Origin of the sequence: Proteus sp. TJ1640, from assembly GCF_003144445.1 — a bacterium.
GTDB lineage: Bacteria > Pseudomonadota > Gammaproteobacteria > Enterobacterales > Enterobacteriaceae > Proteus > Proteus penneri.
In genome coordinates, this window is sequence record NZ_PENY01000022.1 from 53609 (window position 1) to 70962 (window position 17354).

Here is a 17354-nt window from a genome sequence, read left to right on the forward strand (position 1 = left end):
ACAACAATTCAGTGGCGGGATGGAGCAGCATGGTAGCTCGTCGGGCTCATAACCCGAAGGTCGTTGGTTCAAATCCAGCTCCCGCAACCAATTCTATAAACAACAATTCAGTCGCGGGATGGAGCAGCATGGTAGCTCGTCGGGCTCATAACCCGAAGGTCGTTGGTTCAAATCCAGCTCCCGCAACCAATTCTATAAACAACATTTCAGTCGCGGGATGGAGCAGCATGGTAGCTCGTCGGGCTCATAACCCGAAGGTCGTTGGTTCAAATCCAGCTCCCGCAACCAATTTCTCTTCAAAGTTTCTTCTTATTTTACTTTTCCTCTTAATTTACAAATCTAATCGTCTCACTCATAAATTTACTACATTAAATTTATTTTATCTCAATAACCCATTGTGTTAGATAGATTTATTACACTTAAAATACAATAAAAAACGCCAATAGAAAGCGCATGATATTGGCTTTCCACTGGAATATAAGAAAAGAATATAGAAAGAAATTAGCTACGATCAGCTAACGTTAATTCACCGCCATTAGCGAAATAAGCTTTGATCCCTTTGAAAATAGATTCTGCAATTTGTTGCTGGAATTTAGCCGTTTTCAGTTTCTTCTCTTCTTCGATATTACTGATAAAGGCAGTCTCTACTAAAATAGAGGGGATCTCAGGCGCTTTTAATACCGCAAAACCGGCCTGATCGACTTTATTTTTATGCAGTTTATTAATACCACCTAATAGCTTAAGCACTTCGCTACCAAATTTTAAGCTGTCATTAATAGTCGCAGTTTGTACGAGATCGAGCATTGCATGGTCTACATAGCGATCGCCACTTTTACTCACCCCACCAATTAAGTCAGACTCATTTTGTGTTTGAGCAAGATAGCGTGCCGTATTACTGGTTGCGCCCGTTTTTGATAATGCAAAAACAGATGAACCTCTTGCTGAACGGTTTGTAAACGCATCCGCATGGATAGACACAAATAAATCTGCCTGCATTTTTCGCGCTTTAGCAACACGCACTGTCAATGGAATAAACACATCTTCATTACGTGTCATATACGCCTTCATTTTGACGTCTTTATCAATAAGCGTTCTTAAGCGACGAGCAATTTGTAAAACCACATCTTTTTCACGTGTTTTATATTTACCAATTGCCCCAGGATCTTCTCCACCATGGCCAGGGTCGATCATGATAATAATAGGTCTATCTCGCCCTGCTCTACCCGGTTTACGGGTATCGGTTTGTGCTGGCACTGCTTGTTGTAAATCACCGTCGTTATATTCACGCAATAGTGCTAAGAGAGGATCGTCTTCCGTGTCAGCACCATGGCTTGGATAGAAATCTAACACCAAACGGTTTTTAAATTCAGCCACAGGTTTAAGCGTAAACATTTGTGGTTGTACAGGCGTTTTTACTTCAAATACCAGTCGTACTGTTTTAGGTGTATTTTGACCAACGCGAATAAGCTTTAAATACGGATCGCTAGTCTGAACCTGATTAGCGACACCTTTCAGCACGCTATTAAGTTGAATACCTTCTAAATCCACCACAATACGTTCAGGATTTGATAATGCAAACTGACGATATTTCAGTGGGGTACTGGATTCTATAGTCACGCGAGTATAAGTCGAGGCAGGCCAAACCCTCACAGCAACAATAGATGCTGTGGCAGCAAAACCAACAGGACTAACACTTAACAATAATAACGCGCCAATTCCTTTAACAAGACGACGACGAGTTTGATTGTGCTCAGAATGACTCATGAAAATATTCCAAAAAAACGATTAACGCCAATAAACTCTAAAAAGAGATAAAAAAAGTTAAGAACAAAAAACTTTACCCAATCCACACTTCACTGTCACTTAAAAACAGCACAATTACTCACTTTTACACGAATATTCTGCCTTCAGGGAAAACAATAAGATAGGATTTTACTTGCCATTCCTCTCCAAAAAGAATAAAAATACATTAAATGCGAATAAAAATTCACTTGAGAGGGTTTTATGAAAGAGCGTAGCACCGAATTGGTCGATGGATTCCGCCACTCGGTTCCGTATATTAATGCACATAGAGGCAAAACATTTGTCATTATGTTGGGTGGCGAAGCCATTGCTCACGAAAATTTCCCATCCATCATTAATGATATTGGGTTGTTACACAGCCTAGGTATTCGTTTAGTGGTGGTTTATGGTGCTCGCCCACAAATTGATGCAGCTCTTGAAGTACAAAAAATATCTCCGATTTATCATAAGTATACGCGTATCACAGATAGCAAAACCTTAGAAATCGTTAAACAAGCTGCGGGTACATTGCAACTCGATATTACGGCTCGCCTATCAATGAGTTTAAGCAATACTCCATTACAAGGTGCTCATATTAATGTTGTCAGTGGTAACTTTGTTATCGCGCAGCCATTAGGGGTTGATGATGGCGTTGATTACTGTCATAGCGGGAAAATTCGTCGTATTGATGAAGAAGCTATTCATCGCCAGTTAGACAATAATGCTATTGTATTAATTGGCCCTGTTGCAGTGTCTGTTACCGGTGAAAGTTTTAATCTCACCTCAGAAGAAGTGGCAACACAGCTTGCAATAAAACTTAAAGCACAAAAACTGATTGGTTTTTGCTCATTTCAAGGTGTCGCCGATGAAGAAGGCCACATTGTTTCTGAACTGCTACCTAATCAAGCTGAAGATAAAATTCTAGAGCTACAAACAGAAGGTGATTACCACTCAGGCACAGTAAGATTCTTGCGAGGAGCGGTTAAAGCCTGTCGTCGAGGTGTAGAACGTAGCCACTTACTAAGTTATCAATCTGATGGTGCTCTTATTCAAGAATTATTCTCTCGCGATGGTATTGGTACTCAAATCGTCATGGAGAGTGCAGAGAAAGTTCGTAGAGCAAATATTAATGATATTGGTGGCATACTCGAACTTATTCGCCCATTAGAACAGCAAGGTATTTTAGTCAGACGTTCAAGAGAACAATTAGAAATTGAAATTGACCAATTCACTATTATTGAACGCGATAATATGACTATAGCCTGTGCCGCACTGTACCCTTATCCATCAGAAAAAATTGGTGAAATGGCGTGTGTTGCAGTACATCCAGATTATCGAAGCTCTTGTCGTGGTGAGGTTTTACTACAACGTATCTCAGCACATGCTAAGCAATTAGGATTGGAAAAGCTGTTTGTTCTAACAACTCGTAGCATACACTGGTTTCAAGAAAAAGGATTTGAACCTGCCGAAATTGATAAGCTACCCATTGAAAAACAGGCACTTTATAATTACCAACGTCGTTCTAAAATTTTAATTTTAGACTTACGTAAAGAGTAATTAATAAGCATAAAAAAGACAGGATCCCTCTCAATGCCTGTCTTTTTATTTTCTATCATTAACTAACAGCTAATAACGTAATTTATCAATTAATCCACTTCGACGTTGAATACGTGTTTGTATTGCCATTCTCACCATAGACTCTGAAGCATATAGAGAAAGCTTCTTTTTAGCGCGTGTTAATGCGGTATACAGCAATTCACGACTAACAACAGGTGAAAATTTATCGGGTAGTACTAACGCTGTATGGGTAAATTCAGAACCTTGTGATTTATGCACGGTCATTACATATGCGGTTTCATGTTGTGGTAATCGACTCGGTTGGATCGCTTTCAATTTTCCATCAGGTAGCTGAAAAAAAGCCTTCATTTCACCTTCATCATTATTGAGCATAATGCCAATATCACCATTAAACAGACCTAATGTACTGTCATTTCTTTGGATCATAATAGGTCGTCCAATATAATCACTTTGATAACTATTTGTAGGACGGCGGATCAATCGCTGGCGATGCAATAACATTTCAATTCTGTCATTTAACCCACTCACACCAAAAGGGCCTTCTCTTCGTGCACACAATAAACGGTATTGGTTAAATGCATTAAGAATAATATCAGGTGAGGCTTTTTGGGAAACTAATGTGAGATATTCTCGATAGGCATTAACGGCATCTTGAATCATCAGTAAATAACTTTCTTTTGATTCCAAAGCAATAAAGCTCACATCTTGAGGCTCTAATACTATTTCAAGCTGTTGTGGGCTAATCTCTGCTTTTTTTAGCAATGTAATCGCTGTTTTGGTCTGCCCTTTATTAACCGCAAAAGCCAGTTGCCCTATGCCTGAATCTTCACCAAAACGATAGCTTTTACGTAATAGACACAGAGAATCACTGACGACAGATACTGGGGTTTGAGAAACTGGAATAGTATCCGTAGATTTAACCAATTCACCTTGGGTTAAGTGATTAATCTGATCAAATCTTTTTTGACTGAAACCATCTTCAGAAAAACGACAAATATCACCTAATACCGCCCCCGCCTCAACAGAAGCAAGTTGGTCTTTATCTCCTAAGAAAATAACGTGACATTTTAAGGGAAGTGCATCAATCAAACGCGCCATCATAGGTAAATCAACCATTGAGGCTTCATCAACAACTAAAATATCAAGCTGTAATGGGTTATCTTTATGGTAGCGCACTTGCTGACTTTCAGGCTGGGCACCTAATAAGCGATGAATAGTTTGCGCCTGCTTTGGCATCCATTTATTTTCCTCTTCACTTAAATTAAGTTGTGCTAAGGCGTTACCTAAAGATTCCGTTAATCTCGCTGCCGCTTTACCTGTAGGAGCCGCTAATTGAATAATCGGCTTTTCATTCGATGTGAGCATCACAAAAGCGGCTAAAATTTTAGCAACTGTTGTCGTTTTTCCCGTTCCTGGACCGCCAGAAATAATGGAAATGGGGCTAGTGATAGCAACGCTGGCAGCCACTTTTTGCCAATTTGTTTCTTGATTTTCTTTCGTTACTGGAAAAAGTTGGTTGAGCACTTTAATTAATTCATTTTCATCAATATCAACAATAGCCTGCTCTCGCCTAAAAAACTGAGCAACTTTCTCTTCATAGCTCCACATTCTTTGTAGATAAAGATATTCATTATCTAAAATAATGGGAAAAGAGGAATAATCGCGACTTTGATTAACACAATGACAATGAGTCAACTCTTCTACTATCTTTTTAGCAGAAGGCTTACCCATTTTTTGCCAAATCTCTTGTGCAAACTCTTTTTGTCTACCATCGAATAATTGATCTTTTTGAATAATATTCAATGGTAAACAAACATGACCCGCTCCAGTTTGAGCACTCAAATAAGCAAATACAAACAGTAAAATAGGGTTTTCATCTTCAACCAGCATTTGTGCAAATCGAAGATCTAAAGGTCGTAATAAATTTTGTGTAATCGCATGTTCTAAGAGTTTGATCATTTTTATTTCTCACCGACTACATCGGGTTTGCTACTTTGCCCTGTAAATAGTGAATCTAATGCCAAAACAAAAGCTTCATCAGGTAAATAGGCATAAACACCATTTCCAGGGTGCGCTTTGTCTATTCCACGTAAAAAGAGGTAATAAATTCCACCAAAGTGGCTTTTGTAATCATAATCAGGGATGCGCTGTTGTAAAAAACGATGTAACGCTAAGGTATAGAGTTGATATTGTAAATCGTAGCGATGATCCATCATTGCATTCATCATCGCTTCTTGTGTGTAATCCTCACTCGATTCACCTAACCAATTCGATTTATAATCCACAACATAGTATTTACCTTCCCAAGAAAAGACTAAGTCAATAAATCCTTTAAGCATCCCTTCTACTTGTTGAAATTGCAGAGCCGGACAATGTCTTGATAGAGGATCAAACTGACTAATTAACTGGGTCAATTGGGTTGATGATAGTTCTTTTTCAATAGGTAAATAGAATTGTAATTCATCAAGTTGTTGTGATTTTGGGATATCAGCAAGACACAATCCTTGAGAATTAAGAGGTGTATGGAACAGTGTTTCCATCCAAGTAACTAAAAGGGGAGCCCACTTTTCATCAAAACCTTGAACGCTCAATTGTCCTTGCATCCACTGTTCATCAATAGGTTGCGAAAAATCTAATACTTCCAGCAAACTATGTAAGAACGTTCCTGCGACTGCACCACGAGGGAAATGATGAATAGAATTTTCATCAACCTCTCCTTGTCGTTTCTCACCTTTAGCATCTGTATCAAGTCCCGGTGCGATAGATTGCACCAAAGACTCAATATCACCTAAATCAAAATGATAATGACGATTTGAATGCTGATAGGTTAATCCTGAATAACTTGTTATACGCCAATTATCATGGATCTGACGTTTAAATATAGCAGCTTCAAGTTTGGTTTCAGGGACTAATTGAGACTGGTAGCGATGCGCTGATATATTATCAAGCGTTGTAACACTGATATTATCATCTAATAAGGAATGAATTGCTTGATGTAATAATTCACTATTACCTTCTTCGCCTTGCTGTAATAAATACCCTAACGCATTTTTATGCAAATCAGTCAGCCCTGACTTACGTTTATTCCCTTTGACAAGAGGAGCCACACCAACATAACAACAAAATTTAGATCGCGTTAATGCCACATAAAGTAAGCGTAAATCTTCAGCTAAGCGCTCTTCATCCGCTAAGCGTAAACTTTCAGGTCGGCTAAAAATATCTAATTTTGCGTGAAATTTCTCTCTATCATGATAAAGCGCTCCTTTTTGCTCTTGGTAATTACAAGCAAAAGGTAAACAAACAATCGGATATTCAAGACCTTTAGATTTATGGATAGTACAAATTCGTACAAGATTTCGGTCACTTTCCAAACGCATTTGTTGGTTTTCAGATTGTGCATCAGGATGAGAAATCTGTTGCGCTAACCAACGAATAAGAGCATGTTCACTATCGAGTTGTAATGATGTTTCTTGTAATAGTTCACCAATATGCATGATATCTGTAAGCCGGCGTTCACCACCAATACTTGCGAGTAAATTTTCTGCAATTTGATTATCCATCATGATCTTGCGCAACATTGGTAAAACACCACGCTTTTGCCACAATACATAATAATCAGCAAACTTCTCCACGTAACTATTCCAGTGTGCCTCACTGCGGTTCAAATCATCAATTTGCTTTGCGCTAAACCCAAATAATCGGCTGGCTAAAGAAGCCCTTAAAACTCGCTCTTTTTCAGGTGTTACAACCGCTTGTAATAGCCAAAGTAGATCTTTGGCTTCGTTGGTTTCAAAAACACTTTCACGATTGGATAAGAATACTGACTGTATTGAAAGTAAATTCAATGCATCACGGATCAGTATCGCTTCTCTGCGGCTACGCACCAATACCATAATATCAGCAGATGTAACCGCTTTTTTTGTACCTTGTTCGATCAGCCAAGCCTGTTGCTGATCCCCTGCTGATAACCAATCACGAATTTGTGCAGCACATTGTGCTGCCATAATTTGCTCATAATTTCCCGTAGAAACACTTTCACCTTCAGCAAGCCAAAAATTAAAAGGTGAAATCGGTTTGTCATGGTAAACAAAGGCCATGTCTTGGTTTTTTTCAGCCGAGCTTACTTCAATAAAAGGGATATGCTCAAATAGAAATGGAGCATTGGAACGCATAAAAAGCTTGTTAACTGCATTCACCATACCCGGCGCAGAGCGCCAGTTAGTATTTAATGTATAGTGATGAGATGTCTGCTTTCGGGCTTGAATATAAGTAAAAATATCCGCACCACGGAAAGCATAAATTGCCTGTTTAGGATCACCGATAAACAACAACCCACTGTTTTCATACTCACCATAAATCGCATCAAAAATACGATATTGTTGGGGATCTGTATCTTGGAATTCATCAATCATTGCAACTGGATAGCGTTCACGAATAGCTTGCGCTAAAGCTTCACCACTTTCCCGTTTCAATGCTCTATCTAAACGTGTTAATAAATCATCAAACCCCATTTCACCGCGACGCATCTTTTCATTTTCAATGCCTCGACGTATTTCAGGGATCGCATTGACCAGAATAACATCACGCAGAGTCAAGCTCTGCTTTGTTAATCGTTCAATTTCAACAAAAAGAATATGTTCTGGTGCTGGGCCTTTTGTGCTCTTCTCATTCAGCGTTTCTTGCGAAAAACGAACCAAACAATCTGGTAATTGATAGCTTTTCGTTTCTGCTGTTGACGCCCACAACGTTATTTCTTCAATCCATTTTGGTAAAAAACGACTGCTATAACTACGTTTATCAACACCCGAAGCTGTTATCCATGCTTCAATTTCATGTTGATGTGCATGCCAACGCGTTTTCACCTTGTTAATTGCTTCAATAACCGCTTGATGACGCTCTTTAACTGATTCATTTTCACTGTCTAATGCCACACCTTCGATTTCAGGCATTTCACCTTGTAAATAAGGCTGTATTTCATAAAGCAGTTGTTCAGGGCCAGACCAAATCTGGCTTACTGCATTAGCAACATCATAAGAAAGTGGATAACAATGGCGGCGCCAGAAGTCAGCACATACCCGCCTTTTGAGTTCATATTCATCTTGGATCAAGACTTGTTCAAACAAGACGCCTGATTCAAATGCATTGTTTGCCAACATACGCTGACAAAAACCATGAATCGTATAAATAGCCGCCTCATCCATTTGGCGCTCTGCTTCGAGCAACCATAATGCAGCCAGATCTTTATTAGGGATCTGTTTAAGTAACCCGTGATAAGTATCATTGCAACTTTCAACATCATGGCGAATACAGGCAAGTCTTAGTTCATGAATATTTTTGCGAATACGTGCTCGTAATTCATCTGTCGCCGCATCCGTGAATGTCACAACTAAAATCTCTTCAACACTGAGAGGGCGGTAAAATGCAGACTCCCCGCCTAATCCAAGAAGCAACCGTAAATACAACAACCCTATTGTATAAGTTTTCCCTGTTCCTGCTGACGCCTCAATGAGGCGTCTTTGGTACAGCGGAAGTGTATACGGGTTTAGTGGCTGTGCCTGTATCACTTCACTCACTCTTTAATTTCCTCAATAGGTAAAGTTTTTTGTAATTCGCTTACTGTGGCGTAACGTTTCCACTGTTTATTTTCGGCGTAATCAGCATCTTTGCCATCTTTACCAATAACTTGAGAGACAAAAATAAATCCGTTCGGTTTTATAATTGCTTTTTCATAAAATTCAATAGCTTGTTTTAAAGTCACTTTATTAAGCTCAGCTAAGAATTTTTCACGTCCATCATATTTTAAGTTGTTACGATGGAAGTCATTTCGATAAAGAGAAACTTCTTCATAGAACGTTTGAGGTGGTTGTTTAACTTCAGTAATAATGGCTTGCTTATACTGATTAAAATCTGCTTCACTCATTTTTTTCAAACGTTCATAGGCTTGCTGATAAAATGCGTTATAACGTTCATTTAAGTAAACTGGCGGTTTAGCATTACTTTGTAATAAGAAACCTAGACCAAACTGTTCACCCATAGTGCCTTGATAAGCAAATACTGCATAACCTAGCTGTTCTTCTGTTCTTAATTGATCATAAAACCAAGGTTTGATAACAGACGCTAATACTGAAGAAATTGCCTGACCTTCAAGACGGCTATAACCTATTGGGATATAAAGCTCACCTAATGCGTTATCTGTACTCTTCGATTTACTTTGAAAATCAACCGCATTTAATTTATTGAATACTAATGTTTCACCGATCCAGTATTCTGTACCTTGATTACCTAATAATTCGTGTGCAGATTTAGCTATATCGCGGCTTTGCTCTGGCGTTAAGTTACCAATAATTAGTGCTTGAAGTGCTGCGTTTTTAATTACTTCACGGCGATTATCAATAATATCTTGCAGTGTAATTGACTCTAATGCTTTGAGTTTGTCAGCTTCTTCATAATACGGGATCATATTTAATCGACGAGCTGGCAACATAGCTTCTTCAAATGCTTTTAAGTTATGAGTCACATCAAGTTGTTCACGATACCAAGATTTAGCTTGATCTAGCTCTTCTTGAGTTGATTCGAAACTCATATAGCTTTTCAGTGTAGCATTAACGAGTTCTGGTAAATGTTGTGTATAACCATTCATTGAAAAATCAATGCCTTGTCCTGATGAGGATGAGATATTCATTCCAGCAACAGAAGCTTGGTAAGATAATTCACTTAACGCTAAACCAGCAAGATAATCCGTTAAAGTTTGTGTCACTTGTTGCTTAACGGTAATGTCAGATCCCTTATTCACTAAACTTAATGTCACACTGGCTTTAGGCTCATCAGAGAAATAGTGTGATGGCATATAAAACAAGCGAGCGCTTTTATCCTGCCACAACAATTCTGGTTTGATGATTTTGCTATCCGCATCAATCAGAGAAAGGTTATCAGGGATATAAGGATTAAGTGCTGGCAGTGATAATGAAATATCATCCGATAATGTCTGCCATGTTTTTAATTGCTTATCTGTGATTTTATCAACCTGATAAGGGGCATTAACAAAGTAAGCTTGTTTGTTAGACGGCTCATTAGGGCTTATTACCCAAATACGCGCTTTCTCTGGTGTAAGAGAATCAAGACGAGAAAGAATAGCTGAAGGCTCATACTTATCAGCAATATAACCCGCATTGAGGATATTTTTGATTGGATAACGCAACATCATATCCGAAATACCTTCTATGTAATTCATATCTCTTACAATAGAGCCATAACGGAATGAAAGATCTAATACATTCGCAATTTCATCAAAATAACGTTGGCTGATACCTTCCGTCTTAATTAAACGAATGTATGAAAAGATAGCGGAAATCACTTTGTCTTTTTGCGCTAAACCTTTATCTGTCAACGCAACATAAATCGTAAATGATCCTTGATTGCGATCGATATAAGGCTCTGAAGATGCACTAATACTTTCAGCTAAACCTTGATCTTGTAGCCATGTTGCCAATGTGCCTGCACTAAGATTACCGATTAAATAACCAATATATTCATCAGATTTACTACGAAAATCAGCAATATTGTTATCTATACCAAACTCAATTTGTAAAGTCTTTTGCGGTTGAGCGGGTACTAAATGGATCATTAACCCTTTTTCTTTATCCGTCATAGCAGGTACTGTGGTGACTGGCACATCTGCCTTTTTATTCGGGATACGAGCGAAAGTGTTTGCGGCTAATTTAGATAATTCATCAAGTGATTTATTACTATAAATAACACCATTCATTAAATTACCAGAATAGTGTTTTTGATAGAATTTAATCAATTCATCTTGAAGCTTACTATTTGGTTTATCACTTAATGTCTCTAGATTCCCCCCCATAAAGCGAGAACTTGGATGTAATGGATTTAAAGTTTCAGCCCTGACTTGCCAAAAACGCATACCATCACGCGCACGCGCCATTGTTAATTCAGCATTAACCGCATTACGCTCACGATCGGCATTTTTAGGATCAAGTAAGGGTTCAGCTAAAGCATCAGCAAGGCGATCAACTGCTTCATTAATAGCACTATTTTCCACTTCTAAATAGAATGCAGTACGATAGGTCGTTGTACTCGCATTATGAGAGCCCCCATTCTTTTGTAAGAATTCAGACATACTGCCTGATTGGGGATATTTCGCCGATCCCATTAGCACCATATGTTCTAAATAGTGCGCAAGACCTTGCTGGCTATCCGGATCTTCTAATGCTCCAACAGGTAATGCAACTGCCGTTAATGATTTAACTGCCTTTTCATCAGAAACCAGTAATACGGTCATTTCATTAGGTAGTTTAATCGCTTGATATTGCCGTGGATCACTCTCACTTTTTTCAATACTATCAGGCAATACTTGCCAGAGTGGATCAGCAGCAAAACTGTTGATACTCAGTAGCATCAATAGCAACATGATCCCTAGTTGCGAGCAGTATTTTCTCATCTGATATGAGCTCCCTTATTTTTTCAGAAATGGAATTATTGGTTTAAATATTGTTAATGCCGTCTGTTTGACTGTTTGTAAAAAAGGCTCGTCTAATTGAGAGAAAGCACGCTGAACATACATGTCATTCATTTCACCATCTCGATTATAACCATCCGTTAAATGTTGCATTAGAACTAATTCTGCTTTTTCTAGTGTCTCTTCATCATCAAATAAAAACGCTTGTGATTTTTTATCATAGCAAGCTTGTAACCAAGCCCAGCCACTTTTCGCAAATAGCGCTAATGGGCTGTTTAACCCTTGTTTATAATCACTAATTAAATTGTCTAATGTTGAATAGGCAAATTCAGGATCAACAGGTAATAAACACCATTGAGTCTCTTTTCTGCCGTAAAACCGGCTCTCGCCCGTCCCCTCTTTTAAACAATAAACTAAGTGCTCAATCCAAAGCTGTAATAAATCATTAGCTGTTAAGCTGGCAGGTCGCCAGCGTAATAAACCATCAGTTTGTACCTCATTTAAACGGCCAATCAGTGGCATTGCACTAAAGCTTTGCTCTAATGTGACAGAATGTGTGGCTGATCGTTCACTTCTTATCTTTTCCGCTAAAGGAAGTAACTCTTCTATTTGTTGCTCCCAATAAATTTGACCAAATGCGCTCGCCGGAAGTTGTCCCGCTGCTTTGATACGCTCAAACAAAGCTTCTGTTGAACTTTGATCAATCAATGCTTTTAATAACCATTGATTCAATAGATAACGTTGAAGCGCATTTATCACAAATGGCTCTTCTTCAGGTAATTCTGTTTCTTCAATAACAAAGTTTGTTTTTAATCTTTGTTGGAAAAAAGCACGAATAGGATGGCGATAAAAACGTGCAAGCTCGTCAATTGAGACTTTATCTATTGTGTCATCATCACTAAGTGCTTCCGTAAAACATTGATGAACTTCCCCCTGCCCACTGGCAGCAGGTAGCCATTCAGAAGCATAAGAGCGAAAAGAAGCACCGATTCGGAAATTTTCTTGAGCAAAAGGAACACGGCTATGTTGTGTTAATAAATGCTGATTTATACGAATCGCGCTTTCATCGACATTGCGTTCACCATCTTCCGGCAAACGGAAGTTTTGCCCAATATAATCTTGTAACTCTTTGATTAATACGGATGGGTTACATTCTCGATCATCTCGTATCGATTTCCCGATATAACTAATATAAAGGTATTTTTCAGCTGAACTAAGCGCTTCAAGGAATAAATAGCGGTCATCATCACGACGTTTTCTATCACCACGACGGCGTTTTTCCGCCATTAAATCAAACCCTAACGGCTGAATATTACGAGGATAAATACCGTCGTTCATGCCTAATAAACACACCGCTTTAAAGGGAATAGAGCGCATAGGCATTAACGTACAGAAATTAATGCTACCCGCTAAAAAACGCTGACTGATTTTTTCATCATCAAACCGTACGGTTAATTCATCACGAATAAGGACTAGCGGGATTTCATTTTGATATTGCGCTTTCAGTCCATTTTCAATCACCTTTTGCCATTGCTGGATAATAAGCGCTAAAACTAATTCCGTTTCCTCATCAGATTCAAAGAAAGCATCAACTAATTGTTGTCCAATTTCTAGCCATGCTTCTAATGAGCGAGTTTCACTCAAACGTGTACGCCACTCACTTAATGTATAAATAAAATCAGCGAGATACCCTGCAAGCTCAGCAACTAAGCCACTTGACTCATCATAAGGAAGGACCCCTTTCCAAGGGCCATTTTCACTTTCCATCGCATAACCAAGCAACATGCGCAGTAAACCAAACTCCCACGTATTTTTACCCGTGATGGGTAATAAGAATGAAGCCACATTCTCATCATCCAATCCCCAACGTATGCCTGATTCATCGACCCAACGACGTAGTAGTTTTAGTTCATTTTCAAAAATAGAGAAATGCCCAGCTAAAGCTGGAACTTCAAGTAAAGCTAATACTTGTTCTGCAGTGAAACGACTTTGAGGAAGCTCTAACAACGTAATAAAAGCTTGTAATACAGGGTGTGCTTGACGAGCTTTTCTATCTGAAATTGCAAAAGGAAGATAACGTTCTGAAGGTGCATTACCAAACACCGCTTGAATATAAGGTGTATAGCTATCGATATCCGCAACCATCACAATAATATCACGTGGTAATAATTCGGGATCTTGCTCTAATAAATGCAGTAATTGATCTTGTAGTACTTCTACTTCACGCTGTGGGCTATGGCTGGCATGAAAAGTCAATGAGTTATCATCTGGTAAAATTACACGTTTATTTTCACTACATTCATAAGTTTCAAGTGTTGTACCTAATTGCGAAAAATCTTCTAAATCAAGAATGTCAGCTTGCAATTGATGAAGTAAATTATCTCTTGGAATATCAACAAAAGCATCCAATACATCGGTATACTCAAGTTCAGAAAGAAAATAGAGATTATCTTTACCCAATTTTCCCCATGAGGCTAATAGCGGATTACCGATATTTTGCTCCCCCTCTTCATTAAATAATGATGAGGCATTTTTTTCATCTTTAAACCACGATAATTCATGTAATTGCTGATAATGACGAGGTTTTCTACTATTCAGCCGAGCAAGAAATTTAGGATCTTGAATATCGCCCCAATAGTAACGGCAAGGATTGGTAAAGAGTAAATAGATCTCTGTATGACGACCGATAGCTTGCAGAGCCTGCAAATAAACTTGCGGTAATGCCGAAATACCACAAATAAAAATACGGGGTGGAAAACAGTGTTGAAGTTCTCCTTCTTTTGCACCATTTAATGTCGAAATAAATTGCTGATAAAGATTAGAACGATGCCATTGGGGCTGATTGAGATCTTTTGTGTATTGCTGTAACGCTACCCACAATATTTTCTGCCAACGCTGATTTTCACTCAGCCCTTCTATCAATTCATCTTTTTCCCACGAAGCTAACCAATCTGAACGATATACCAAATATTGGTCAAATAAGTCAGCAACACGCCCTGCTAATTGGTGTAATTTACGTTTATCCTCATCATCATCAAGATAATGAAGTAGCGGTTTAAATTCTTCATGAGATAAATATTCAGGTAATAATGCCATTAATTTCCATGTCATGGCATCTTTAGAAAAAGCACTTTCTTTAGGTATACCTGATAGCACCCGCGTAAACATTTCCCAAATAAAGGTTGCTGGTAATGGGTAACGGATATTAGCAGCAATACCCAAGCTTTCGGCAAGCTGGATTTGCAACCACTGAGACATTCCGGGGCTTTGTACAAGGATCACTTCTTGTTCAAAGGGAGAAGAGAGTGGTCTGGTCTGCATAAAGTGCACCATAAGTGACTTTAGTAATGACAACTGATTTGAGTGATATATATGAAACATCAGATCCTCATCTTATTAATAGCATGACCAGTAATACAGCTTTATTTCGGGTAATACATTATTGGCAACATAACCTTCTATTTCCTGACAACCTTCAGACTGTAATAGTGAGCGTGTCATTATTTTGGAATTGGCTACGAAATAGTCAGGTAATTTATCAGTCATTTGTTCAAATAAAACAAAAAGTTCCTGCCCTGCCTGCTGCATTTGAATTAACCGCTGAAAGTCAGCTTTTAATGATTGACTATACCCTATAATAGCGACAAAACTAATATTAAAAAACAGTAATATAAACATTGTATTAAGTAAAATAGAGCCACTTTCTGATTTATTTTGAATGTTATCTATAACACACACTCCTTATGCACTAATGGGCAATAATCTAACCATCCATTTGGATGCGCCACCATGGATTTATTTTTGTCCTTCAAAAAATCAACCCATTGATAATGATATATTTTATAACCATTTAAGCTTTCTGCTTGTCCTTGTAATAATCCTTTTTCTAAAGAAATCAAAAATAAACAACTCTTTATTTTAGGGTTTACATGAAAATGACGACACTGCCATTTATTTAACTGTGACGATAGAATTTCCCAATTCCGGTTTATTCCCCACGCTAATGCAGATTCAGCAAATAAAAAAGCCTGTCGTGCTTGCAACTCTTGCATTACTATTTGTTGAGATTGCCTGTAATGATAAGCAAAATTTCCTAGCGCTGATAAGCTCATAACAATAAACCCAATTACGACAAGTAAACTTGCAAATCCTTGATCATTTTTATTATTAATTAAATCAATACTCATAACGTGGCCACATTCCTTAACCGAATGTTATTCTTATAATGCAGTTTCACAGTAGGCGATTGTTTTAAATGAAATTTTAAGGAAACAGAGAGATAAAAAAAGGGTTTCTTTTTGATAAGATGTTGCTTTGAGTAAGGACGTAAAATAAACTCCGTCACTTCTATTTCATGACTTTCAAAGAATCGTTGCCATCCTGAAGAAGTACAATCTTGTACTCCTCTTAATTGTTCTAGTTGCCCATTTCTAAGCCGATAACCAAAATAATCACTCTCTTTTGAGGAAGGCGCATCCCATCGACCATTGCCATTTACGTCATAAGCGAAAATAACGCAGGAGTTTTTTTCTTGATAAGAATACTGCCCTATTTTTAATGGTGAAAAGTGTAACCCCTTTGACTGCGATACATAAGCACACTCACCCTGACAATATCCAGTGCGCCTTAATTGTGTTTCTAGCACTAATAACCTTTCCCTTAAAAAAATATCTAACTGATATTTTTGGTAAGAATGGAGCAGTGTGTTCATTACTTGCGGATATGCCCGACTAATGCACAGAAATAGAACGCCACTAATTGCCATGGCAAAAAGGCATTCCATCAGCATCATGCCAGATGAAAATGAAAATATTGATCGCTTTAACATGGCGAAAATACCTTAATTTTCTGGCTACATGCTCTTATTCTCCCTAAAGATGAAATAACAATTTTTACTTCACCCTCTGGGCTTTGAAGTACAAAGCTCATTGGTCTTAAAGTTTGACGAATATCCCCAAACGTAAAATTTGAGACCGTTGATTGTTTAAGTTGAATACCCGTGGTTAATTGAAAAATTGTTTGTTTTTCAGTTAAATGCCGTTGAGAAAAAGGTGTAGCGACGACTTTATTGCTGGGTGATAAATGAAGTGATATTTTAATTTTTATATTAAACAGTAGCGCTTGTTGTCGTTGATATGAAAGAAATGCAATGGTTTCTCGTACACTATGTATCAATTGACGTTGGTGAGTAAATTGCTGATAGGTCGTAATTGATAAATAACTTAAAATCGAGGCAATCATCATGACAATAAGCATTTCAAGCAGGCTTATCCCCCATTCACTCTCTTGTTCAAGTTTACTATTTAGGCTTATTTCCATATTACTGTTCATTTTGTTCTCCTCTAGAGCCTGCGATGAGAATGCAGCTAAACCTTTGTAAGGTAAATAAAAGAGAGTGTTTTTTTCGAACGATGACGCAGTAACTATATTTTCAGAACAAACACAAAAAAATAGTCATCAACAAGGCTGGGGCTAATCTTAGATTATTGAATTTAAATTTAATGATAGGAATAAAAAG

At 38.0% G+C, this 17354-nt stretch carries 10 protein-coding genes and 3 tRNA genes; 4 read left to right on the forward strand and 9 right to left on the reverse strand.

The window, feature by feature from the left end:
* Positions 1-12: 12 nt before the first annotated feature.
* The 3 genes from DK861_RS09690 (at position 13) to DK861_RS09700 (ending at position 288) form a co-directional block, all read left to right on the forward strand.
* Positions 13-90 (forward strand) — tRNA-Met (locus DK861_RS09690).
* A 22-nt stretch (positions 91-112) separates the two neighbouring features.
* Positions 113-189, forward strand: a tRNA-Met gene (locus DK861_RS09695).
* 22 nt (positions 190-211) lie between these two features.
* Positions 212-288: transfer RNA gene (locus DK861_RS09700), tRNA-Met, on the forward strand.
* Positions 289-501: 213 nt separating this feature from the next.
* On the opposite strand, the gene amiC is transcribed toward DK861_RS09700, so the two are convergent.
* Positions 502-1764, reverse strand: a complete 1263-nt coding sequence (gene amiC, locus DK861_RS09705; RefSeq protein ID WP_109399955.1) for an N-acetylmuramoyl-L-alanine amidase AmiC — start codon at positions 1762-1764, stop codon at positions 502-504.
* A 240-nt stretch (positions 1765-2004) separates the two neighbouring features.
* Between amiC and argA the strand changes: the two genes are divergently transcribed.
* Positions 2005-3339 carry an amino-acid N-acetyltransferase gene (gene argA / locus DK861_RS09710; protein ID WP_109399956.1) on the forward strand — a complete coding sequence of 445 codons (1335 nt, stop codon included), beginning with the start codon at positions 2005-2007 and terminating at the stop codon, positions 3337-3339.
* A gap of 69 nt (positions 3340-3408) precedes the next feature.
* On the opposite strand, the gene recD is transcribed toward argA, so the two are convergent.
* Genes recD through DK861_RS09750 form a run of 8 tightly spaced genes read right to left on the reverse strand, consistent with a single transcriptional unit; the run spans position 3409 to position 17167 of the window.
* Positions 3409-5319 (reverse strand): exodeoxyribonuclease V subunit alpha, encoded by a 1911-nt coding sequence (gene recD / locus DK861_RS09715; protein ID WP_109399957.1) that lies wholly within the window; start codon positions 5317-5319, stop codon positions 3409-3411.
* A 2-nt stretch (positions 5320-5321) separates the two neighbouring features.
* On the reverse strand, positions 5322-8933 hold the full coding sequence (gene recB, locus DK861_RS09720; protein WP_109399958.1) for an exodeoxyribonuclease V subunit beta: 3612 nt from the start codon (positions 8931-8933) through the stop codon (positions 5322-5324).
* On the reverse strand, positions 8930-11818 hold the full coding sequence (ptrA, locus tag DK861_RS09725) for a pitrilysin (RefSeq protein ID WP_109399959.1): 2889 nt from the start codon (positions 11816-11818) through the stop codon (positions 8930-8932). The genes recB and ptrA overlap by 4 nt, the downstream gene beginning before the upstream one ends.
* A 15-nt stretch (positions 11819-11833) precedes the next feature.
* Positions 11834-15217, reverse strand: coding sequence for an exodeoxyribonuclease V subunit gamma (gene recC, locus DK861_RS09730; RefSeq protein ID WP_109399960.1), 3384 nt, complete (start codon positions 15215-15217; stop codon positions 11834-11836).
* 15 nt (positions 15218-15232) lie between these two features.
* The gene (locus DK861_RS09735) at positions 15233-15574 is read right to left on the reverse strand and encodes a hypothetical protein (RefSeq protein WP_232240015.1); all 342 of its coding nucleotides are present in this window, start codon (positions 15572-15574) and stop codon (positions 15233-15235) included.
* Positions 15562-16023, reverse strand: a complete 462-nt coding sequence (locus tag DK861_RS09740) for a DUF2509 family protein (RefSeq protein ID WP_109399961.1) — start codon at positions 16021-16023, stop codon at positions 15562-15564. Before DK861_RS09740 ends, DK861_RS09735 begins: the two co-directional genes overlap by 13 nt.
* Positions 16020-16664 (reverse strand): prepilin peptidase-dependent protein, encoded by a 645-nt coding sequence (locus tag DK861_RS09745; protein ID WP_239452161.1) that lies wholly within the window; start codon positions 16662-16664, stop codon positions 16020-16022. The genes DK861_RS09740 and DK861_RS09745 overlap by 4 nt, the downstream gene beginning before the upstream one ends.
* On the reverse strand, positions 16658-17167 hold the full coding sequence (locus DK861_RS09750) for a potassium:proton antiporter (protein ID WP_239452162.1): 510 nt from the start codon (positions 17165-17167) through the stop codon (positions 16658-16660). The genes DK861_RS09745 and DK861_RS09750 overlap by 7 nt, the downstream gene beginning before the upstream one ends.
* Positions 17168-17354 lie beyond the last annotated feature (187 nt).

Coding starts and splice junctions, on each gene's coding strand:
- amiC (WP_109399955.1), bottom strand. CDS start 1,764: ATGAGTCATTCTGAGCACAATCAAACTCGTCGTCGTCTTGTTAAAGGA.
- argA (WP_109399956.1), top strand. CDS start 2,005: ATGAAAGAGCGTAGCACCGAATTGGTCGATGGATTCCGCCACTCGGTT.
- recD (WP_109399957.1), bottom strand. CDS start 5,319: ATGATCAAACTCTTAGAACATGCGATTACACAAAATTTATTACGACCT.
- ptrA (WP_109399959.1), bottom strand. CDS start 11,818: ATGAGAAAATACTGCTCGCAACTAGGGATCATGTTGCTATTGATGCTA.
- recC (WP_109399960.1), bottom strand. CDS start 15,217: ATGTTTCATATATATCACTCAAATCAGTTGTCATTACTAAAGTCACTT.
- DK861_RS09740 (WP_109399961.1), bottom strand. CDS start 16,023: ATGAGTATTGATTTAATTAATAATAAAAATGATCAAGGATTTGCAAGT.
- DK861_RS09745 (WP_239452161.1), bottom strand. CDS start 16,664: ATGTTAAAGCGATCAATATTTTCATTTTCATCTGGCATGATGCTGATG.
- DK861_RS09750 (WP_239452162.1), bottom strand. CDS start 17,167: ATGAACAGTAATATGGAAATAAGCCTAAATAGTAAACTTGAACAAGAG.